Annotated in this window: 13 protein-coding genes; 9 read left to right on the top strand and 4 right to left on the bottom strand. The window is 61.8% G+C overall.

The annotated features are described in order from the left end of the window. Positions 1-47 precede the first annotated feature (47 nt). The 4 genes from icmH to ACR0MO_RS07375 are packed head-to-tail and all read left to right on the top strand — an operon-like array spanning position 48 to position 6,473. Positions 48-1,496 (top strand): type IVB secretion system protein IcmH/DotU, encoded by a 1,449-nt coding sequence (gene icmH / locus ACR0MO_RS07390; protein ID WP_170622536.1) that lies wholly within the window; start codon positions 48-50, stop codon positions 1,494-1,496. Further along, positions 1,496-5,068 carry a type VI secretion system membrane subunit TssM gene (gene tssM, locus ACR0MO_RS07385; protein WP_170622537.1) on the top strand — a complete coding sequence of 1,191 codons (3,573 nt, stop codon included), beginning with the start codon at positions 1,496-1,498 and terminating at the stop codon, positions 5,066-5,068. The genes icmH and tssM overlap by 1 nt, the downstream gene beginning before the upstream one ends. Beyond that, on the top strand, positions 5,068-5,754 hold the full coding sequence (gene tagF, locus ACR0MO_RS07380) for a type VI secretion system-associated protein TagF (RefSeq protein WP_170622538.1): 687 nt from the start codon (positions 5,068-5,070) through the stop codon (positions 5,752-5,754). Before tssM ends, tagF begins: the two co-directional genes overlap by 1 nt. Then, positions 5,751-6,473, top strand: coding sequence for a protein phosphatase 2C domain-containing protein (locus ACR0MO_RS07375; protein WP_170622539.1), 723 nt, complete (start codon positions 5,751-5,753; stop codon positions 6,471-6,473). The genes tagF and ACR0MO_RS07375 overlap by 4 nt, the downstream gene beginning before the upstream one ends. On the opposite strand, the gene ACR0MO_RS07370 is transcribed toward ACR0MO_RS07375, so the two are convergent. The 3 genes from ACR0MO_RS07370 to ACR0MO_RS07360 are packed head-to-tail and all read right to left on the bottom strand — an operon-like array spanning position 6,470 to position 10,533. Next, positions 6,470-7,705, bottom strand: a complete 1,236-nt coding sequence (locus tag ACR0MO_RS07370) for a hypothetical protein (RefSeq protein WP_480890475.1) — start codon at positions 7,703-7,705, stop codon at positions 6,470-6,472. The two genes, ACR0MO_RS07375 and ACR0MO_RS07370, sit on opposite strands and share 4 nt — an antisense overlap. 8 nt (positions 7,706-7,713) lie before the next feature. After that, positions 7,714-9,921: a protein kinase domain-containing protein gene (locus ACR0MO_RS07365; RefSeq protein ID WP_480890473.1), complete on the bottom strand. Its 2,208-nt coding sequence runs from the start codon at positions 9,919-9,921 to the stop codon at positions 7,714-7,716. A 36-nt stretch (positions 9,922-9,957) separates the two neighbouring features. Next, positions 9,958-10,533, bottom strand: a complete 576-nt coding sequence (locus ACR0MO_RS07360) for an OmpA family protein (RefSeq protein ID WP_170622542.1) — start codon at positions 10,531-10,533, stop codon at positions 9,958-9,960. 166 nt (positions 10,534-10,699) lie between these two features. On the opposite strand from ACR0MO_RS07360, the gene ACR0MO_RS07355 reads away from it, so the two are divergent. The 4 genes from ACR0MO_RS07355 (at position 10,700) to ACR0MO_RS07340 (ending at position 18,929) form a co-directional block, all read left to right on the top strand. Next, complete coding sequence (locus ACR0MO_RS07355; RefSeq protein ID WP_480873408.1) at positions 10,700-11,539, top strand: M15 family metallopeptidase; 840 nt, start codon at positions 10,700-10,702, stop codon at positions 11,537-11,539. 203 nt (positions 11,540-11,742) lie between these two features. Continuing rightward, positions 11,743-13,458 carry a ShlB/FhaC/HecB family hemolysin secretion/activation protein gene (locus ACR0MO_RS07350; RefSeq protein ID WP_480890470.1) on the top strand — a complete coding sequence of 572 codons (1,716 nt, stop codon included), beginning with the start codon at positions 11,743-11,745 and terminating at the stop codon, positions 13,456-13,458. Then, positions 13,403-16,978 (top strand): two-partner secretion domain-containing protein, encoded by a 3,576-nt coding sequence (locus ACR0MO_RS07345; protein WP_480890467.1) that lies wholly within the window; start codon positions 13,403-13,405, stop codon positions 16,976-16,978. Before ACR0MO_RS07350 ends, ACR0MO_RS07345 begins: the two co-directional genes overlap by 56 nt. 19 nt (positions 16,979-16,997) lie before the next feature. After that, positions 16,998-18,929: a caspase family protein gene (locus ACR0MO_RS07340; RefSeq protein WP_480890464.1), complete on the top strand. Its 1,932-nt coding sequence runs from the start codon at positions 16,998-17,000 to the stop codon at positions 18,927-18,929. Between the two features lie 29 nt (positions 18,930-18,958). On the opposite strand, the gene ACR0MO_RS07335 is transcribed toward ACR0MO_RS07340, so the two are convergent. Then, complete coding sequence (locus tag ACR0MO_RS07335; protein WP_480890461.1) at positions 18,959-20,014, bottom strand: OmpA family protein; 1,056 nt, start codon at positions 20,012-20,014, stop codon at positions 18,959-18,961. Between the two features lie 151 nt (positions 20,015-20,165). On the opposite strand from ACR0MO_RS07335, the gene ACR0MO_RS07330 reads away from it, so the two are divergent. Then, a complete protein-coding gene (locus ACR0MO_RS07330) occupies positions 20,166-21,650 on the top strand; it encodes a caspase family protein (RefSeq protein WP_480890458.1) in 1,485 nt (494 codons plus the stop codon). The last annotated feature ends 198 nt before the right edge of the window (positions 21,651-21,848 follow it).

The following is a 21,848-nucleotide window of genomic DNA, read 5'->3' as shown; positions in this document are numbered from 1 at the left end:
GTGGGTCACACTTGTGACGTGGAAGCCTTGAGGAAACAGGTCAAACGATGTCCGACAAAGATCCTTTCGCCGAACCGGACGATACCGACAAGACGGTGATCCGACCCAATCCGGGCGGGCGGCGTCAGGCAGGCGGTGCGCCGCAACAGCCTGCTGCGCCTCAGCAACCGGCGGGGTATCCGGACCCGATGCAGATCCCGCAGCCGTCGCTTGCGCCGGAACCTGCTGCTGCGCCCGCAGGGGCTGGCTATGGCGTGCCCCCGGCACAGCCTCAGCAATCGCGGCCCGCGCCGGGCGGCGGCGAAGAGGTAGCGACCACCGGCATGAACAGGCTGAATGCGTGTGCTGCACCGCTGTTTTCTCTGATCAGCCGCATCCGCAACCGCGCCCAGCATATGGACCCCGACAAGCTGCGCCAAAGCGTCGTGGCCGAGGTGCGGTCGTTTGAAAACGCCGCCCTACAGGCGGGTATCGCGGCCCAGACCGTCAAGGTGGCGCGCTATGCGTTGTGTGCGACGCTGGACGATGTGGTGCTGAACACGCCCTGGGGCGGACAATCCAGTTGGGCCACGCAGTCTCTGGTCGGCACGTTCCACCGCGAAACCGTGGGCGGCGATCGCTTCTATGACCTTCTGGCCCGTCTGGAACAGGATCCGGCCAACAATATCGAGTTGCTGGAATTCGTCTATATGTGCCTGTCGCTGGGGTTCGAGGGGCGGTTGCGCGTCGAACAGGGTGGCTCGGACAAGCATTTGCAAATCCGGCAGGGCCTGGCCCGTATCATCCGCGGCCAGCGCGGTGCGATTGAGCGTGATCTGTCCCCGCATTGGGAAGGGGTCGACAAACCCTATCGCGCGCTCAGCATGTGGAAACCGGTCTGGATCGCCGTCGGCGTCACCGCCTTGCTGTTGATGATCGAGTTTGGCGGGCTGTCCTTCCTGCTGTCGAACAAGACCGAAAACCTGGTGGGTCAGATGTCGGTGATCGATGCAGGTCCGGTGGCTGAATTGCAGCGCCGCGCACCGCCTCCGCCGCCTCCACCCCCGCAGGCGCAGCCGCAGGTCGAGAAGGTGGTGGCCTTCCTGCAGCCCGAGATCGACGAAGGGCTGGTCGAGGTTTTTGAAAAGGGCAACACGCTGATCATCCGCATCAAAGGCTCGGGCATGTTCGGCTCGGGCTCGGACCATTTGCAGGACAAGTTCCGCGAACCGGTGCGTCGGGTGGCTGTGGCCCTGAATGAAGAACCCGGCTCGGTCATTGTGGCGGGGCATTCGGACAATGTGCCGATCCGCTCGTCCCGGTTCCCGTCAAACCTAGCGCTGTCGCTGGCGCGGGCGAAATCAGTGATGAACCAGATGGCGGTTGAGATGGGCAACCCGGACCGCCTGAGCGCCGAAGGCCGGGCCGACAGCGAGCCCATCGCCGATAACTCAACCCGTGAAGGCCGCGCGACCAATCGCCGGATCGAAGTCCTGCTGGTTCAGGAGGAGAACTGATGTATTTCCGCCGAATTCTGAGATACGTGTTCTTGTCGATCTACACCGTGCTGTTCTTCACGGCCACGGTGCTGTCATTCAGCCTGTTCTATTTTGGCCCGCTGATCGGGTCCGACGAGTGGCGTCCGCTGGACGGTACGGGCACGCGCCTGATCTGGTGTGGCGTCATCTATCTGATCTTCCTGATCATCGGGCTGACCATATTCTTTATCCGGCGCAGGCGTGAAAAGAAGCTGACCGAAGAGATCACGGAATCCGTCGCCGATGGCGGCGACATGATCGACAGCGAGATTGCCGAGCTGCGCGGTAAGCTGAAAACCGCGATGGCGGCGCTGCGCAAGTCCAAGAACGGGCGGCGGCATCTGAACGAGTTGCCGTGGTACGTGATGATCGGCCCGCCGGGTGCGGGCAAGACCACGGCCATCGTGAACTCGGGCCTGAACTTCCCGCTGGCCGATGAGCTGGGCAAGACCGCCGTTGGCGGGGTCGGTGGCACGCGTAATTGCGATTGGTGGTTCACGGAAAACGCGGTGCTGATCGACACCGCCGGGCGTTATACCACGCAGGAAAGCGATGCCGAGGTCGACAATGCCGCCTGGATCGGGTTCCTGAATCTGCTGAAAAAGTACCGCAAACGCCAGCCCATAAACGGCGCGATGATTGCGATTTCCCTGTCCGATCTGTCTTTGCAGGACGAGATCACGCAGAAAGAACACGCCAAAGCCGTGCGCCGCCGCCTTGAGGAGTTGCGCGAAAAGCTGGGTGTGCGTTTCCCGGTCTACATCCTGTTCACCAAGGCCGACCTGATCGCAGGCTTTGCCGAGTTCCACGACAATCTGGGTAAGGAAGACCGCGAGCAGGTCTGGGGCTTTACCTTGCCGCTGGACAAGTCGAAATCCGAGCAATCTCCGGTCGCGGCATTCGATGACGAGTTTGCCCAGCTTCTGGGCCGCCTGAACGCGCAATCGCTTGAGCGGATGCAGACGGAAACCGACCCACAGCGCCGCGCGCTGATTGCGGGCTTCCCAATGCAGGTCGCCTCGGTCCGCAAGGTGGCGCATGAGTTCCTGACCGAAGTGTTCCAGGACAGCCGTTATCAGCATCGTCACATGCTGCGCGGGGTCTATTTCACCTCTGGCACGCAGGAAGGCACGCCGATTGACCGGCTGATGCTGGGCATGGCGCGCACCTTCGGGATCGGGCGTCAGGCGATCGGGTCCGGGCAGGGCTCGGGTCGGTCCTATTTCCTGACCCGCCTGTTCGATCAGGTGATTTTCCGCGAGGCCGGTCTGGTCAGTGCCGATGACAAGGTCGAGCGGCGTTATAAGATCACCAAATGGGCCTCGATGGCGGCGACGGTTGTGGCCGCCGCGACCGTTGGTGCGTTGCTGGTGCGCAGCTTCATGGGCAATTCCGACCTGATTGCCGAGGCGCAAAAGGGTGTGTCCGCCTATCAGGCCGCCGCCGCGACCCTGCCGCCCAGCCCGGTGGGGGATACCGATCTGGTGCCGGTGGTGCAGGCGCTGAACACGCTGCGCGATCTGCCGGCCAACCCGACCCTGTCCGATCCGGACCCCGAAACGCGCCTGACCTATGGCCTGTATCAGGGCGATGTCATCGGCACTCAGGCGGCGCAGACCTATCGCGCCGCATTGAACCAGCGCTTCCTGCCGCGTCTGCTGCTGCGTCTGGAAGAGCAGATGAGCGCCAATATCAACAACGCGGATGTGCTGTATGAGGCGCTCAAGGTCTATCTGATGCTGGGCTTGCAAGGCCCGATGAACCAGGATCTGGTCAAGGAATGGATGAATATCGACTGGACGGTCTCGTTCCCCGGTCCGGCGCGGGAAGAGTTCCGGGCCGATCTGAATGACCATCTGGACGCGTTGCTGAGCCAGCCGATGCGCGAGGTTGCCTTGAACGGTCCGATGGTCGAGCAGATTCAGGGCATCCTGTCCGAATTACCGCTGGCGCAGCGGGTTTATAACGGCATCATCTCCAGCCCCGCCGCCACCGCGCTGCCCGAATGGCGTATTACCGAGGTTGGCGGCCCTGCCGTGGGCCGGGTTCTGGTGCGGTCCTCTGGCAAGCCGTTGAATGACGGTATTGAAGGCATCTTTACCTATAACGGGTTCAACAACGTCTTCGTGGGCGAGGCCGTCGGCGTCGCCAAACGGGTGCAAAAGGAAAGCTGGGTTCTGGGTCCGCGCGGCGAGGCGGAACAGACCGAACAGGCGCTGGCCGCGCTCAGCCGGGACGTGCTGGACCTGTATTATAACGACTATATCGCGCGCTATGACGCGATGCTGGGCGATATCGATATTGTGCCCATGGAAAGCCTGAGCCACGCGGTTGAGGTGACCAATGTGCTGTCCGGCCCGACCTCGCCGATTGTGAATGTGCTGAACTCGATCTCGGACGAGACCAAGCTGACCGAGACCCGCTCGGTTCTGGGGGACACGGATGCTCTGAGCGAGGGGCTGTCGGACGCCGCCAGCCTGGAGCTGCAATCGGCCACCTCGGTCCAGACGCAGATTCTGCTGGAAGCACTGGCCAAAACCAGCGGTGCGAGCGTGACCGAGCCTGTGGCGGCGCCGGGACAATATGTCGAGGATCGCTTTAGCTGGCTGCATGATCTGGTCGATCAGCAAGAGGGCCAGCCCTCGCAGCTTGATCTGCTGATGGGGTCGCTGACCGGTGTCTATCAGGAGTTGAACAAGATGTCCTTCAGCGGCGTCTCGGACGGGCAGACCGGTCAGGCGCTGCAGCAGTTCCAGCAAGAGGCCGCGCGCATTCCCGGCCCGATGGAACGTTGGGCGGTGCAGATCATCGATGGGTCCTCGGGGATCACCTCGGACAGCACACGGTCGTCGATCAACGCGCGCTGGCAGGCCTCGGTTCTGCCGTTCTGCGAGCAGGTGGTGACGGATCGCTATCCGTTCAATCGCCGGTCCGGTGCTGATGTGGCGATGGGCGATTTTGGCAAGCTGTTTGGCCCGCAAGGTCTGATCGACAACTTCTTCAACGAGAATCTGGCCAAGCATGTGGATATGCGCACGCGGCCATGGTCGTGGAAATCGGGTGTGAACGAGGCCGATCTGGGCATTAGTCAGGCGGTTCTGACCCAATTCCAGAACGCCGCCGAGATCAAAGAGGCGTTCTTTGCCGGTGGCCCGCAGCCGCAGATTCAGTTCCAGATCATGCCCGAAGCGCTGGATCCCAAGGCCAAGGGCGTCAAACTTGAGATTGATGGCCAGTCGCTGGAATTCCGCCATCGCGGCGGGCTGCCCTCGCCCCTGGCGGTGACATGGCCGGGGTCGGTCGGGCTGGCGCGCGTCAGCTTCGAGCCGGAAAAGCGCAATATCGAAAGCGTGTTGTCCAAGGACGGCCCATGGGCGTGGTTTAGGTTGCTGGACGCAGCCGAGGTGCGGCGGACCAATGTGTCGGACCGCAAGAAGGTGATCTTTAACGTCGGTGGCCGGATCGCGATCTTTCAGCTGCAATCGGGCTCGGTGATCAACCCGTTTGCGCTGCCGGCGTTGCAGAACTTCAGCTGTCCAAAGTCGTTCTGATGCCAGCGGACGGGTTCGGCGCATTTGGCAAGATGCCCTCGGTCGGGGATTTCTTCCGGCTTGGGGTCTCACCCGCTTTTGTGCAGCCATGGGACGAATGGATTCAGCGCAGCATGCTAGCGGTTTCGCAGGTGATGGGCGACGCGTGGGATGCGCATTACATGTCTGCGCCGATCTGGCGGTTTTGCCTGTCGCCGGGCTTGAGCGGGCCGCAGAAGATGCTGGGTGTGCTGATGCCGTCGGTAGACCGTGTCGGGCGGCGGTTTCCGCTGACGCTGGTGGCCCCGGTCTCGAACGAGGGATCGGCGATCCTGACCCATTTCCGCACGGATCAGACCTTTCGCCAGTTGGAAGACATCGCTTTGGCCGCGCTTGAAGATGACATGACACGCGACAAGCTGGCTGGCAGCCTGGCCGAACTGACAGTGCCGGTGCAGCAACCAACGGCGCCGATCCGCGGGTATGAAAGCACCATGGTTCTGACACGGGGCGAGGCCGCAGACAGCGTGCTGCCCGATCTTGCCGCCGGATTGATGTCGCAAAGATATCGCACTCCCAGCATTTGGAGCACGGAAATCGGTGGCGTCCCGCGGATGATGGTCTGCGAAGGTTTACCGGCACTGGCAAACATGCAAGGCTTGTTCAACCTTCACGCCGCATTGTGGACCGAGGCAAGACCAATATGAATTCAAGTCACCGCGTTCGGTACAGTGCACGCAGCCATGTCGGTCACAAGCGCAAAGTCAACGAAGATTCAGTGCTGGCCCTGCCCGAGGAAAGCCTGTGGCTGGTGGCCGATGGCATGGGCGGGCATGAGGCCGGTGACTATGCCAGCCGTCTGGTGGCCGACATGGTGGCCTCGATCCAACCCGGTCTGGCCCCGTCGGATCGGTTGGGCGCTTTGCGCGACGCGCTGACCCGGGCCCATGCAGTGATCCGGCAGGAAGCGGCGGCGCGCGGGGGCGGCACCATCGGAACCACGGTGGCCTGCCTGATGCTGGCCAATGGGCATTTCGTCGGGCTTTGGGCCGGTGACAGCCGGATTTACCTGCTGCGCGGGGGCGAGATCCAGATGCTCAGTTCAGATCATTCCGTCGTGGCCGAGCTGGTTCTGGCCGGGCAGATGACCTGGGATGAGGCCGAGCAACACCCGCAATCCAACGCCATCACCCGCGCGGTTGGCGTCGGTGAGGAGCTGGAGCTGGACAAGGTCCGGGGCGAGGTTCAGCCGGGCGACCGGTTCCTGATCTGCTCGGACGGCCTCAGCAAATACGCGACTTTCGCGATGCTGCAAAAAGCGCTGTCGGAAATGCCGATCGAGACGGTCTCGGACCAGCTTGTGCAGGTGGCCCTGGATGGTGGCGGGGCCGACAATATCACCGTTGTGGTGGTGGATATTCTCTAGAATACAGATGGCAACGCCGGGATCGGCGGCGGCGAGGGCAGTTGCATCCCCGCGATGCTGTCTTTGATCGCGCCAATGTCGAAATTGCAGGCGTTGCATGGCCCCAGCGGCAGACCGGGCAGGGATTTTGCCATTTTCGCAAGGGATTGCAGGGTTGGAAGCACAGGCATGGGCGGGGCCTGAACGCTCATGGACATGGCCATGTTCACCGCGCCGCTTTGCGCCGCCTGTGCGCCTTGGGTGATGTCGTCGATCTTGGGCAGGGCGTCCAGTTGCATTTGCAGCGCCTGCGCGTCCAGCGGTACGGGAATATTCAACCGGGCCACATAGCTGAGCATCGCATTGATCCGGGCCACGCCAGCGGGCGTCAGGGCGTCGGGGCCGAATGCCTCTTGGATTGTCGCCAGGTCCGACAATTGATCCGCCAGCGCCCGCAACTCGTCCAGCGAGATTGGCAGGTTGGGGATTGGCACCGTGGACAGGGCGGCCAACTGGCCCATCAGCGCCTTCATCAGATTCGGGTCCGAGAAGGCCGGCAGGCCCAGATCGCCCGGCGCGGTTGCCGCCGGGGCCAGCAGCGCCAGTTCCTTGGCCAGATTGAGCTTGGGCAGTGGCAGCGCAAAGGGCGGCAGCGTGATCCGGGGCAGCGAGGCGGCAAAGTTCAGCGCCGCCGAGCAGGTCCCACGAGAGCTTCCGGCCTCGCCCAGTTCCATTTCCGATTCAAAGGAATAATCAAGCCCGGCCAGCGCCATAGGGCAGATACCTTGTGCCCGCAGCGCCAAGGTCATCTTGGCGGCCAGCGTGATGTTCTGCATTTGCGGGCCGGGGATCTTGGGCATGGCCTGCGCCTGCGGCATGACATTTGCGGCAAGGCTCAGCACCGCTTGCTGGATTTCGGCCAGCAGGGCGCGCGGGTCCGCCAAGGGGAAACCGGTCGCCGCCAGTTTCATCATCAGCGAAATCGCTCCACCGCCACCGGGCGGAAGGATCGCGGGCAGGGCGATGTTGGGTGCCTTCGCGTTCATCGTCGCCCTGAGGTATATGTCCGGCGTCATCGCGGGCAACATGGCGTTCAGCTTGAGGTCCGCGCGCGCCTGTCCGCTGGCTGTGCCCTGCAGGCCCAGCAGCGATAACAGTTTCATCATCTGCGGCGGCACCGCCTGCACCGACAGGTTGGCCGTTGCGTTCAGACCGGGCAGCATTGCGGCATTGGATTTGCAGAAACAGGGCATGACGCGGCCTACTGCTCCAAGGTCGTCAGGATGCGGCTGTCCAGAGACAGGATCTGCGTCTCGACATTGCGGTCCTGTTCGCGCAGCGCCTCGGCGTAACCGGCAGCGGACTCGGTGGTTGGGCGCATCGTGTTGAACAGCTGATTGTCGGTGTGCAGCACGATCACCTTGCTTTTGCCCAAGGCGCTGTCATCGACCTGAAAGGCAATACCGCCGTTGTCCTGGCTTTCGGGGATGGAATAGGCCACCCGTACGGACATCGGCCCGGAATCCCCGTCGCGCAACGCGGCAATCGAATTGTCCGGGCGGATGACGTTGGGCAGCAGGTGGAACACATTGCCTGAAACATCCAGCACAGACACCGACAGATAGCCGTCCTGCACATCATCCGGAAGGTCCACATCGATCACCGGGTTCTGGCCGACGATGAAATCGCCGGTCGGATTGGGGGCGTTGTTCTGCTCGCCGTTGTAGAAGGCGATCGAGATATCGCTGGTCGGGGCCGAGGGCAGGAAGTTCTCGATCAGACACAGGGTCGGGTTCAGCAGCGCCACCCGATCCAGATCGATGGGGCGCGGTCCGGCCAGCGCGGTCAGGGCGGTGTCCAGACCCACGAGACTGTCGCGCGAGGCCAGGGTGCCGCTGACTTCGATAGGAGTTTCCGGGCCATATCCGGCGGTTGGCACGTCGACCAGCGTCAGGGCGCCACAATCGGCCATGCCTGACAGGATCGGGCGGACCTCATCGGGGGACAGGAACAGGGATTCCAGTTCGATTTCGGCCGACCCCTGCAACCCGGCGGGCAGACCGGCGGAATAGAGCTGTTCCAACTGCGCATGCAGCGCCTGATCGGTGGTTTGTCCGGTCAGGCGGGCCTGATTGCCCTCAACCACCAGCCGCCATTCGTCCAGCGGCATGGCAGCGTCGATCACATCGACCACAGCGGTGCCCCAGCTGTCCGAGATGTCGCCCGAGGCCAGCGTCAGATCAACCTCGCCCCCTTCGCCGGTGATCTCGCCGGTCATCGCGTCGCGCACGGTTTCCGAGGGCACAAAGCCAACGGCGCGCGGCGGCAGGCCATCGCGCTTGTCGGCGACCAGAGTATAGGGCGCGGCAACGGGATATTGAGGTCCGGTCAACCCGTCGAAGACCCCGCCGAAATACCCGCCCGCGCCGACGCCTGCGACGGCAAGCACGCCAAACACCGCGACCAGCCAGCCGCGAGATTTTGTCGGTTCGTCCACCTGTACCGGTTTCGGAGTTGCAACTTCGGCCTTTGGGGCCGAGGCGGGGGTCGGTTTTGGGGCGGGGGCCGGTGCGACCGCCTCGCCGCGCGGTTTGATCACCGTGGCGTCGTCAAGATCATCCGTTGCCGGTGCGGGCGCGCCATTGCGGGCCGTGGCCAGGGCGCGCAGGACTTCTCCGGCTGTTTGGTACCGATCATCCGGGTTCGGAGCCGTCATCTTGTCGAGGATCGATTTCAGCGGCTCGGGCACGCCTTCGGTATCCAAAGGCTCTTTCTTGTTTTCGACCACTTCCAGCAGGTTGCGACCCGCATCGGCCTTCTGGCCGCGGAAATTGGCCAGCAGCAGCGCGCCCAGCGAATAGATGTCGGTGCGCTGGTCGGTCTTGCCCGACAGTTGTTCGGGCGCGGCATAGGCGTATTTCCCGGCGAACTCGCCACCGACGATGGTTTCCGCGCCGGGATTGGTGTCTTTGGCGATGCCGAAATCGATGATCACCGCCTGCGCCGGGTCGCCGTCGCGCAGGATGATGTTGTCGGGGCTCAGATCGCGGTGGACGATGTTGCGGGCATGAGCGGCCTCCAGCCCCTCACACACCCGTTTGCACACGGTCAGAACGTCACCGGCGGGCATCGGCGCTTCGCGCAGCTTCTGGTCCAGACCCGGACCATCGACATAATCCATCACCAGATAGACATGGCCATCGGCGGTGCGGTTGTTTTCGGAATAGCGGACAACCGCATCGTGGCGGATGTCGCGGATCTCTTCCTCGCGCGTCAGAAGGACAAGATAGTCGTCATTGCTGGAAAACTCGGCCTTCAGCACCTTCAGCGCGGCAAGCCGCCCGGAAATTTCCGAGCGGGCCCGATAGACGTCAGAAGTACCGCCCCGCCCAAGGATGGCTTCGATCCGATAGGTATTGTTCACCAGATCGCCCGGCTGAAACAGGTCGCCTGCGCGGGATTCAGTCATACTGCCCTCAGTCTTGTTAGTCAGGTGGTGTGGCGATCAGCCGAGGGCTTGGAATTCGACGCGACGGTTTTCATCGGCGCGCGGATTGTCCTTGTTCAGCGGTTCCGCCTCACCCACGCCTAGCACTTCGAGGCGTTCATCGGCAATGCCGCAATCGCCGACGAGGAAACGCTTGACCTCTTTGGCGCGCAGCAGCGACAGGTTCTGGTTGTATTCGGCGGAACCGGCACTGTCGGTGTGGCCGATGATCTGGAAGACGTTGACGTCAACGCCCTTCATCGCCTCGCACAGGGCGGCCAGCTTGGGCTTTTCATCATCGCGCAGCGCGGCCGAGGCAAAGTCGAACCGGACCTGGATATTCACCTGATCTTCGGCGGCAACCGGCTGGTATTCTGTCGGCGCGGCAGCGACGGTGGTATCGGCATCATCGGTTGCTGCGGCGTCATCGCCGGTCGAGGGCACGATCACCAGCCCGCGTGTCTTTTGCTTGTTGAACGCGTCGGTGATTTCGTCGGCTGTCAGATCATTGGATTGCGCCAGCGCGATCTGCGTGGTGCACAGGGCGGCAAAAGCCGTGGCCCCGATGAATTTCAGCGAAAAAAACGTGGACATATACCTATTCCTTACCTGTTTCACGCAAAGAGTACCCCTGCGCCCGACAACCGACAATGAAGAAAGTCACACTTCTGACGTTCATTTTGGTGCAATGACGTGACATCCCGACGGGTGGCTTCTAGGTTCGGGTGAGAAGACGGCGGAAATAGGAAAATCCAAAGACATGCGCATCGTTCCAGCGATAATTCTGGGTGTGGCCATCATCCTGGCCCCGATCATCTGGTATGTTTTCCCTTTGATTGTCCCGCTTGAGGAGAATTTCGAAGGCCCCGCCATCGATTCGGGCGCCCGGATCGAGATCGAAATGCTAAGCCAGCAGGTCGAGGATATGCGCGACCAGATCGAACGCCTGTCGCTGGAGCTGTCGCGATCGCAAAACAACTCGGCCGTTGTGCCGCAGGACAATTCGGCCGCTGATGATTACGGGTTTGACCGGTCCAGCCCGAACGACATCATCGACGCTTACGCGCAGGTCGTGCTGATCGCCAACCGCAACAACGTGAACAAGGGGCTGGAGCTGGCAAATTCGTCCTTCCTGCGCGACACGTTCGGCCTGCCGCGCGAGGATCTGACGGATGAGTGCCAGTCGATGACCAACCCGCGACTGGAAGATCTGCTGGTGCTGGAAGAGGTAGGCCCCGTGCGGGTGCGGATGCTGAAACCGGCTGTCGATTCCCTGCGCAATGTGTTCGAGAATATTCAGCGCACGGACCCGGACCTGTATGACCGTATCAACACTGCCGGGTCGCTGTGTGTGCGGCGCATTCGCGGGGCGACCTCATCCGCGTCGGCGCATGCTTACGGTTTGGCGGTCGATCTGAACATCGACGGGGTTCTGGACACGCTGGGCGATGGAAAAACCCAGCTGGGTCTGACCATTTTGGCCGATTTCTTCCGCGATGAAGGCTGGGTCTGGGGGGCTGCCTGGGGGCGCGAGGATTCGATGCATTTTGAGGTCAGCCGCAACAAGATCGAAGAATGGGTTGAGGCCGGGCTGCTCTGAATTCGAAAAAACGATAATAAAATCGGCACATTGTGAAGTCAGACACAGACGGGTGCCGGATAACTGTGTTCAGGTTGTGGGGCAATTTCAACGGTGGCCAGAGAAGTTTGAGTTCAACCTTGCTTTGGTCCCCTGATTGGGATTTGCTATTTGCAGACGACAGCGTGGGGCAGGTCGGAAAATGCGTAAAGGTTACCTTTAATATGATGTGGGTCCGACAGTTTGTGTGTCTGGCAGCCCTTGCTGCGCTATGTGTTTTCGGCGCGGCAGAGACGGCACTGGCACAAAGCGCGTCGAACCTTGCGCCCTCGACATTTCAGCCGCAGAATCAGCGTGGGACCGGGCCGGTTACGGTTGCGCGCGATCCCGGCGCACCGGCGCCCGAAGGGGCCGACCGGCTGTTTGTCACCGTCGGCAGCGTCCGGATTGAAGGGGCCTTGCCGCAGATGGAGGCCGCAAATGCCGGTTTTGTCGAACGGCTGACGGGCAAACGCGTTGCAGTGTCCGAGATTTTTGCCGCCACCAACCAGTTGGAAGGCGCGTATACCAATGCGGGCTTTGTCCTCAGCCGGGTTGTGTTGCCGCAGCAGACCCTGCGCGATGGTGGCACCCTGCGCATCGTGGTGATCGACGGGTTCATCGAACGGATCGACGCCGAGAAAGTGCCCGAACAGGCCCGCGCGCGGGTGGTTGAGATCACCAAGCCGCTGATCGGCAAGCGTGGCATCAAGCTGCAACAGATCGAACGCGCCCTGCTGCTGGCGGGGGATACGTTTGGCATCCGTCTGGCCTCGACCCTGTCGGCGGGCGACGCGCGGGGCGGCACGGTGCTGACGCTGGATGGCCAGTTCAAGCAGATCACCGGCTCTTACGGGTTCGATAACACCCTGTCGGATCAACTGGGCCCGGTGAACCTGAGCCTGGGGCTTGAGGTCAATGGCGCGCTGGAAATGGGCGAGACCTTCTATTTCAACCTCGGCGGCTCTCCGACCCGGTTCTTTTCCAGCGATCCGGAATATCGCATCGCCGCGGCGGGGGCCGTGTTCCCGATCGGCTATGACGGGCTGACCTTCAATGCCGAGGTCACATCCAGCGTGGCGCAGCCGGACTCGGATTTTCTGCCCAATGAAAGCACGTTCCAGCGTCTGTCGCTGCGGCTGTATTACCCGTGGATCCGGACGCGGAAACTGAATGTATCTTCGCAACTGATCTTCGACCGGGTCAGCGATTCACAGGATTTGCTGGTGGGCTCGCTGAACCTGCCGATTTATGACGATGATCTCAGCGTGCTGCGGGCGACTGTAGATGCCAGCTGGAACCAGACCAATGGCGGTTTCCTGACCGCCGGGGCCGTGCTGTCGCGCGGACTGGATGCCTTTGGGGCCAGCGCCTCGGTCGGGCCGGGCGATACGCCCTTGTCGCGGCAGGGGGCCAGTGCCGAATTTACCAAGCTGGTGCTGTCGGCGCAGTATCAGCGCCCGCTGAACGCAAACTGGTCGGTGAACGTCAATGGCCGCGTCCAGACCAGCTTTGGCGACCCGTTGGTGACCTCGGAACAATTCAGCATTGCCAGCAGCAACGAGCTGTCCACATTTGACGCGGGCGAGCTGCGCGGCGATGATGGTTGGGTGCTGCGCGGTGAGGTTGGCCGTTCGCAACAGGTTCAGGTTGCCGATTTTCCGTTTATTTTCAAACCATACGTATTTGGCGCATATGGTGAACTTGGGGTGGAACAACCCACATTTTTTGAGCAAAGCACAACAACGGCTTATTCTTACGGCGTCGGTTTTGACGTGTTTACGATTGAGGATTCGGTCTATCGGTCCGGATCGGTACGAGTTGAATATGGGAGAGGTGAACGTGATGATCTGGGGGAAGACGGAAACCGCTTCAGCATTGTTGCAAGCCGCCGGTTCTGACGGCGCGACAGCTATGAAACACGGGCTTTTTGCACTGGCCTCGGCCTCGGCCCTTCTTTGGGGCACCACCGCGCTGGCGCAATCGCTGCCCAATGGCGGGACGGTGGCTGCCGGGAATGTGGTCATCACCCAGCCCAACGGCACTCAACTGAACATTAACCAGAACAGTGGCGCGGCCATCGTGAACTGGAACGGGTTCTCTATTGGCAAGGGTTCGACCGTCAATATCAACCAACCGGGCAAGAACAGCGTGATCCTGAACCGGGTCACGGGCGACACCACCAGTCAGATCCACGGACAACTGAACGCCAACGGTCAGGTGCATTTGGTCAATCCGAATGGCATTTTCATCGGTCCGAACGGGCATGTGAACACGGCGGGCTTTGTGGCCTCGACCCTGAATATCTCGGATGACGACTTCCTCAACGGACGTTACCGGTACAAGGGCAACGGCAACTCGGTTGCGGTCGAGAATGCCGGAACGATCTCGGTCGTGCCCGGCGGCTATGCGGCGCTGATTGGGGGCAAAGTGTCCAATTCGGGCCTGATCCGTGTGCCTTTGGGCAAGGTGGGTCTTGGGGCCGGTGAAAAGGTCACTCTGGACGTGTCGGGCGACGGATTCCTGCAGGTTGCGGTGCCGTCGAACAGCGACGATGCCTCGATGGAGGCGCTGGTGTCCAACTCGGGCCGGATCGAGGCGGATGGCGGGATCGTCCACCTCAAGGCAGCAAGCGCGCGCAATGCGGCGCGGCAGGTGATCAACATGTCCGGCGTGATCGAGGCGCGCACGGTCGGCGGTGTGTCCGGCGCGGTGGTGCTGGGCGGCAGCGGCGGCGCGGTTGAGGTCAGCGGTCGCATCGATACCTCGGCCAAGACCCTTGTGGCCAGTTCGCCCCGCCCGGTGGCGCGCGGTCAGGATGGCGGATCGATCACCATCACGGGTGAGGCGATTGCACTGCGTGGTGCGACGCTTAAGGCCAGCGGGTCAGGTAATGGCGAGGGCGGCAACATTCGCGTCGGCGGAAACTATCAGGGCGGCGCTGGATTGCAGACGGCCCATTCGACCTATGTGGATGGCGACACCCGGATCATCTCGGACGGCGGCAACCGCGGCAATGGCGGTGAGATCATCATCTGGTCGGACGTTCTGACCGAGTTCCACGGCAATATCTCGGCCCGTGGTGGGGCGCAGGGCGGCAATGGCGGTTTTGCCGAAGTGTCGGGCAAGCAGGATCTGGTCTATCGCGGGCTTGCCGATCTGCGCGCACCAAAGGGAACGGTCGGACACCTGTTGCTGGACCCGACGAACATCACGGTTCCCGGCACCATCGACGTAGCAACGCTTGAGGCAAACCTTGCGAATGGAGACGTGACGCTGGATACGTCCGGGACGGGCCCGGATGTCGGCAACATCACGATCAACGCGGATATCGACTGGACGTCCGGTTTCGATCTGACGCTGCTTGCGGACAACAACGTCGTCCTGAACGGCGCGATCACCACAAATGGTGGCTTGATCATCGATGCAGTGGGCACGATCACCACCGGGGCAGGGGGCATCGTGAATGTGGGCGCATTCACCTTGCTGAACGGATCGTGGCAGCAAATTTCCAGCACCCTGCCATCCTTCTTTGCCGCAGATTTCACCATCGAATCCGGCGGCACGTTCCTGCGGGTTCTTGGCGGGGCAGGGACGGCTGGCAACCCGTACCGGCTGACCGATATTTACGGATTGCAGGGGCTGGGTGGATCCAGTCAGAACTTTGAGCTGGCAAACAATATTGACGCTTCGGTGACCTCAAGCTGGACGCGAGGGTTTGAGCCGATGGACTTCGACGGCACGCTCGACGGCAACCGATTTGCGATTGATAGCCTGTTCATCGACGATGCATTTGCCTTTGGTGGCATTTTTGGTGATCTGAACGGCACCGTTCGCAACCTGAGCGTTACCAATGCCGATGTCACCTCGGCCGAGGGCGGCATTCTGGCGGGATCAAACAACGGCACGATTTCCGGCGTCATGGTGTCCGGCAGCTATACCAGCACCGATTTTGAGGCAGGCGGTATTGCCGGGTTCAATACCGGGACCATCATCGACAGCTTTTCTACTGCCTCTGTGAGTGTCTTTACAATTGAATCAGACTTTGTTGTTGCGGGCGGTCTTGTCGGAGACAACTCGGGCTCGATCATCCGGTCCAACAGCTCGGGTGCGGTTCTGGGCACAACCGCCGGCGGACATGCTATGGGGGGACTGGTCGGGGTGAACTCGGGCTCGATTACCGATTCTTACTCAACCTCGGATGTATTTGGCGTCAATCTGACAGATGTGCAGACCTTTACAGCGACATTGGGCGGGTTGGTCGGCAGGAATGTCGGCGGAACGATTAACCGCACGTACTCAACCGGTAGTCTTGGTTTTTCAGGAATAAACACCCCGACGTTTGGCGGGTTGGTCGGCAGCAATTCCGGGTCGGTCAGCGCGTCCTTCTGGAACACCCAGACCTCAGGTCAAAGTTCCAGCGCCGGGGGCACGGGCCTGACCACCGCGCAGTTGCAAAATACCCAAAGCTTCTACAACCGCGCCTCGGCACAGGGCTGGGATTTTGCCAATGTCTGGGCACCGGGCACCGGCAGCACGAACCCGGCGAACTACACCACGTCGCCGGTGGTCTTTGCCATCCCCAACCCGCTGGTCGTGGCGCAGGGGCAAACCGGCAGCGCATCGGCTACCGGTACCGTGGCAGGCGGCCCGTCGGTTTATCGCTTTGGCCCGGCTTCGGACAGTCTGAACACATCGCCGATCTTTGGATCGCCGACCTTCGCCAGCACGTCGCCCGGGACCACGACCTTTACGCTGAACACCTCGTCGCTGACCAGTTCCGGGGGGCAGGTCTATACGGTGGCGGCCTTGCCCGGTACGGCTGTGATCGGGGGCGGAACCACCATTGTCACCATCCCGCCGACGCCGACGATCAAGATCACGCCGACGGTGGACACGACAATTACCAGCGGTGGCAGCGGTGGCACGGTCACAACCACCGTCACCGAGGCGGAAACCGCGCTTGGTACCGTCGACAACGCCTCGCAGGATTTTGACGCCACGCTGTCGGCCTGTGCCTCGCAAGGGGCCGATGTCAGCGCCTATCTTGCCTGTCTGGCCGAGGCGATGGACGATTACGCCTCGGATCTGGATGCGATTGTCAGCGGTCTGCCGCCCGGGCTGGAATCCGTGGGCGACATTATTCGCGGCGCCAGCGCCGGTATTCGCGAAGCCGGCAATGACGCCAACCGCCGTCTGGCACTTGCAACCACCGCCGAAGAGCGCTCGGCGATCCGTCGTGAAGCAGTGCAGGAAGCCCGCCGCCAGATCCGTCAGGCGCAGCGCGAAATTCGCAAGGCGATCACATTGATACGAGCGACCGATCCGGAACTTGTCAGCGTCCAGAACCAGCAGGTAGAGTCGATTGTGGCGGCCGTTGGACAAGCCGAAATCGGCCTGAGCCGCGCCATCGGTCTGTAATCCTTCGGAGGCATAGCCTATGTTCGTGATCCGTCTTTGTGCGGCCTTTCTGGTGACGCTGATCAGTGCCTGCATGGCGCTGGCCGATAAACGCGTGGCCCTTGTGATCGGCAATTCGGACTATGCGTCTGTCAGCCCGCTGGACAACCCGATCAACGATGCCTCGGACCTGACCCTTGCGCTGGAAGGGTTGGGGTTTGACGTGTTTCTGGGGATGGACCTGACACGGGATGAGATGCTGTCGCTGGCGGAATCCTATGGCGCGACAGCGGCGGATTCGGATGTTTCGCTGTTTTTCTATGCCGGGCACGGGTTTCAGGTGGGGGGGCGGAACTATCTGGTTCCGGTCGATGCCAACCTGACCAGCGCGGCGGACATCCCTGAACAGACCGTTGCGATGGAAGAATTCGTGACCCGGATGGAACGGTCCGACGGTATTCGCCTGGTCTTTCTGGATGCCTGCCGCGACAACCCGTTCGAGGATGCCGGGATCAGCGTCGATAACGGTCTGGCCCGCGTCGGCAGCGCAGCGGATTTCCTGTTCGCCTACGCCACCCAGCCCGACAACGTGGCCTATGACGGCACAGGTCGGAACAGTTTCTTCACCGAGGCGCTGCTGAGCCATATCTATACGCCGGGACAGGATATCTCGGACCTGCTGATCTCGGTCCGCAAGGATGTCCTGACCTCGACCGGCGGGCGGCAGATTCCGTGGGATAACTCGTCGCTGACACGGCAATTCCGTTTTGACAACAGCCCCGTAACAGCCTCGGAAGAGACGCTGTTGTGGCAGGTGGCGGCGAATTCGCAGGAGCCGTCGCTGATGCAGCTGTATGTCGACCGCTACCCGCAAGGCGCGCATGTGAATGAGGTTGTGGCCTTTCTGGACCGGGCCGGGCAGGCGGGGCCACAGACCCGCGCGCTGTCGGTCGAGGAAGAGGATGAACAGGCCGAGCGTCTGTGGAAACTGGCCCAACGCAGCCGGATGCGGCCTTTGCTGGAATTCTACCTTGAGCAATACCCCGATGGTGTCCATGTCGATCAGGCGCGACGGTTGATCGCGTCGGTGCCGCGCCCCGAAGACAGCACGCCGGGCGGGATTTGCGAGCGTCTGGCGACCCACCCAAGGGACCGCACCGCCAGCATTCCCGGCGTGCCCTTCACCCGCTTGCAGGAAAACGCCCTGACCGCGATTCAGGCATGCAGCGCCGCTGCCGCGCAATCCCCGGAGTTGTCGCATTACGTCGCCCTGCTGGCGCGGGCCACGATTGCCGCCGGGGATGTTGACCGGGCCGTGACCCTGTATAAGCAAGCCGCGGATGAGGGCGACTTGCGGGCCATGGTCTCGCTGGCGCAACTGCATGAAAGCGGCACCGGCGTGCCGCAGGACATGACCCGTGCGCTGGACCTGTATGAACAGGCCGCCGCCGGGGGCAGTTTCGATGCGATGATCAATCTGGCTGTCACCCTGTTCGAAGGCCAGATCGTTCCCAAGGACGAGGCGCGCGCCATTGCCCTGTTGCAGCAGGCCGCTGACGGAGGTTCGGCCAAGGCTACTTTCAATCTGGGCGTTCTGGCGCAGGACGGGGTGGCGGGCGTGCCTGCGCAGGCGCTTGGTTATTTCCAGAAGGCGGCCCAGAATGGCGAATATCAGGGCTATCTGGCCGCCGCCATTCTGCTGGACGAAGGACGCGGCATCCCGCGCGATCCGCAGGAGGCCGCGCGCATGCTGCTGCGCGGTGCGGCTGAGGATAACGGCGCGATCCTCGATCAGCTCTCGCTCGCCTCGGACCAGTGGTCGCGCGACACGCTGATGGAGGTGCAGAAATTCCTGCAGACCGCCGGCTACTACAACAGCACTATTGACGGCGTACCGGGGCCGAACTTTGTCGAGGCCCTGCGCCAATGGCGCAGTGGCGGGTTCGACCCGGTCATTCTGGCCGCGAACTAAGCGCCAAGCCCCGCCCGGCAAGGGCGGGATCAGTTCACCGGAACAAACTCGATCCGGCGGTTGCGGCGTTTGCCCTCTGCCGTGTCATTCGAGACCACGGGACGGGTTTCGCCATAACCCACTGTCACCAGACGTTCGGGCGCGATGCCTTTTTCGACAAGGTAGGTGTTCACCGCACGGGCGCGACGCTCGCTGAGGGCCAGGTTGTCCGCATCCGATCCGTCACTGTCCGTATGACCGCCGATTTCGATTTTCAGCTCGGGGCAGCGATCCACGATGTCATAGAGGTTGGTCAACAGCGGGATCGAGTCAGTTTTCAGCCGCGCACTGCCCGAGTTGAAATAGATATTGCCGGTGCGCGTCAGGATTTCCATCCGGCCCTCACAGGCGGTGCGGTCCAAATCGCCCTTGGTTTCCAGCGCGGCCGCACCCGGCGTGGCCGACACAAGTTCCAGTTGCGGCGGTGTGCCCGCCTTGGCGCGGTCGAAGACAAAGCCAAAGCTGACAAAACCAAAGGGCAGGATATCGACGCCAGCAGCCTCTTGCAGCTTGCCACGGCCTTCTTCCAGATTGAAATCGGGCAGGGCGATGGCAATCGGCGTCGTGTTCGCCACCGCCACCCGGTCATTATCGACCAAAGTGATCGCCACCTGCGCCACGCTGTCCTTGGTCACGCCATGCAGGGTCAGCCGATAGGGCAGGTCGATGATCTTGTGGCGGGACTGATGCAGATCGACCAGTTGTTCGGGCGGCAATTGGGCGGTGATCACGGCCTCGGGGAAGTTGAAGGTCTCGAAAAACAGAAACCGCATCCGCACGTTGCGCAGGTCGATCTTGGTATCGACACTGTCCATCTGCACCCGGATATCCGCCGCCCCATCCGGGCCGATCACGCCCGACAATGTGGCAAACCCGGAATTTTCGGCGACCGAGTTCTTTTTCACCGACAGGAATTGCAGTTCCGAGGCTGCGGCATCCAGTTTCCAGCCGTGTTCGAACGGATCCACGTTTTGTGCCCACGCGGATTGTGCGATCAGCACCCCGGCTATCGCAGAAACGAGTCGCATCAGGGTTGAATGCGGCATGTGTGAACCTCTTCCTATTCTTGATACCTTTTTCGGGATATGGCAGGGCGTGGCCATAAGAAAGCCCAAAAAGGTTTGTAAGGGATTTCCGGGTCAAATGATGCCCGGGGATCACGGGCAAGGGCCGAAGATTAGGATCAAGGAACCAGACGTGCTTGGACTGTGCAGAATACTGATTGCGATCTTCGCGATGATGTGGGCGGCGCATGCCGTGGCCGAGCCGCGCATTGCGCTGGTGGTCGGCAATTCCGCCTATGGTTCGGTCTCTGCGCTGGACAACCCGGTCAATGACGCGCGTCTGATCGCCGAAAAGCTGGAAGGGCTGGGGTTCGAGGTCCGGCATCTGTCCGACAGCAATCAGATCGAAATGAAGCGCGCCATTTCCCAGTTCGGGCGCGATCTGCGGCGCGGTGGTGAGGATGCGGTCGGTCTGTTTTATTACGCAGGCCATGGCGTGCAGTCCTTCGGGTCGAACTATCTGCTGCCGGTGGATGTGTCGCTGGACGACCCGGCGGATCTGGACCTGATGGCGGTCGAGGCGCGCTCGGTCCTGCATCAGATGGCCTCGGCCAACAACAAGACAAACATCGTGATTCTGGACGCTTGCCGGAATAACCCGTTCGAAGATCTGGCCGATATGGACGACAATGGTCTGGCCGAGATGAAGGCGCCCACCGGCACCTTTCTGGCCTATGCGACCGATCCCGGCGGTGTCGCGCTGGATGGTGAGACGGGCAACAGTCCCTTTACCCTGAGCCTGGCCAAACATATCGAAACGCCCGGCATGGCGATTGAGCAGCTATTCAAGAAGGTCCGGGTCGAGGTTCTGGACCAGACGCGCGGCTTGCAGACGCCGTGGGATACCTCGTCCCTGACGCAGGACTTCGCGTTTTCGCTGGAGACTGAAACCCAGATCGTTCAATCTCTGCAAAGCGAAGAGGAACAGTGGCAGCAGGCCGTGAACTCGCGCGATCCGGTGCAGATCATGCTGTTCATGCGCAGCTTTCCCGAAAGCGTCCACGCCGATAAGGCCAGCGATCTGTTGCAGGTTGTTCTGGCCGAATCCTTCGGCACCGCCCTGACGCCTCCGACCCCCGAGGCAAAGCCCGAAGTGGCCGATGCCAATGAAACTGACCGTTTGATGTTCGAACTGGCGCAGGTGGACGATTCGATTCATTCCTACGAGGTCTATTTGCACAGCTTCCCGGACGGCGCGTTTTCGGATCAGGCCATCGAACGGCTGGCGGCGCTGCAGTTGCAGGGCGAGACAATGACCCGCAAGGCCGAACCCAACGTGAAGGCCCCCGACACCCAGACCACCGGCACCATCGACGCCTCGGCTGCGGTGACGATGCAGTCGGTCCTGACCTTCGGAAACTCGCATGTGCGCGGCAAAACGATTGAAGAGCTGGTCGCAGGCTCACCGCAATTCCCGCCCATCGAGGGGCTGCCGGATGAACTGTGGAAGAACCAGAACTGTTCGAACTGCCACCAATGGACCGCTGACGCGCTGTGCGAACAGGCGCAGACCTATGTCAAACGTCCGGCAGCAGGCAACGTGGCCAAACAGCATCCGTTCGGCGGCGGGCTGAAGGTCAATCTGCGCCGTTGGGCCATTGACGGGTGCCAGGGCTAAGCGACCTTGGATTGCGCCCTAAAACAACCATTTGCGGATCCTGGGTAAATTAGTCACATAATCTACGGCTCAGTCAGATCCTTCGGAATCATGCCCGGCCTTTACGAACTCAGCCCGCCTATCAGCCCGTACGCGAAAGGAGCGCTTTATGACGCTTGCATCCTTCGCCCCGACGGATGGCCGTCTGGGCGCGACTGG

Source organism: Ruegeria sp. K5 (assembly GCF_056531805.1).
The sequence above is the reverse complement of the archived record's forward strand: the minus strand, read 5'-3'. Positions and strand labels throughout refer to the sequence as shown.

Bases quoted from the DNA above. Each gene is read 5' to 3' on its own strand.
- ACR0MO_RS07345 (WP_480890467.1), top strand. From the start codon at position 13,403: ATGATCTGGGGGAAGACGGAAACCGCTTCAGCATTGTTGCAAGCCGCC.
- icmH (WP_170622536.1), top strand. From the start codon at position 48: ATGTCCGACAAAGATCCTTTCGCCGAACCGGACGATACCGACAAGACG.
- tssM (WP_170622537.1), top strand. From the start codon at position 1,496: ATGTATTTCCGCCGAATTCTGAGATACGTGTTCTTGTCGATCTACACC.
- ACR0MO_RS07375 (WP_170622539.1), top strand. From the start codon at position 5,751: ATGAATTCAAGTCACCGCGTTCGGTACAGTGCACGCAGCCATGTCGGT.
- tagF (WP_170622538.1), top strand. From the start codon at position 5,068: ATGCCAGCGGACGGGTTCGGCGCATTTGGCAAGATGCCCTCGGTCGGG.
- ACR0MO_RS07360 (WP_170622542.1), bottom strand. From the start codon at position 10,533: ATGTCCACGTTTTTTTCGCTGAAATTCATCGGGGCCACGGCTTTTGCC.
- ACR0MO_RS07335 (WP_480890461.1), bottom strand. From the start codon at position 20,014: ATGCCGCATTCAACCCTGATGCGACTCGTTTCTGCGATAGCCGGGGTG.
- ACR0MO_RS07340 (WP_480890464.1), top strand. From the start codon at position 16,998: ATGTTCGTGATCCGTCTTTGTGCGGCCTTTCTGGTGACGCTGATCAGT.
- ACR0MO_RS07355 (WP_480873408.1), top strand. From the start codon at position 10,700: ATGCGCATCGTTCCAGCGATAATTCTGGGTGTGGCCATCATCCTGGCC.
- ACR0MO_RS07365 (WP_480890473.1), bottom strand. From the start codon at position 9,921: ATGACTGAATCCCGCGCAGGCGACCTGTTTCAGCCGGGCGATCTGGTG.
- ACR0MO_RS07370 (WP_480890475.1), bottom strand. From the start codon at position 7,705: ATGCCCTGTTTCTGCAAATCCAATGCCGCAATGCTGCCCGGTCTGAAC.
- ACR0MO_RS07350 (WP_480890470.1), top strand. From the start codon at position 11,743: ATGATGTGGGTCCGACAGTTTGTGTGTCTGGCAGCCCTTGCTGCGCTA.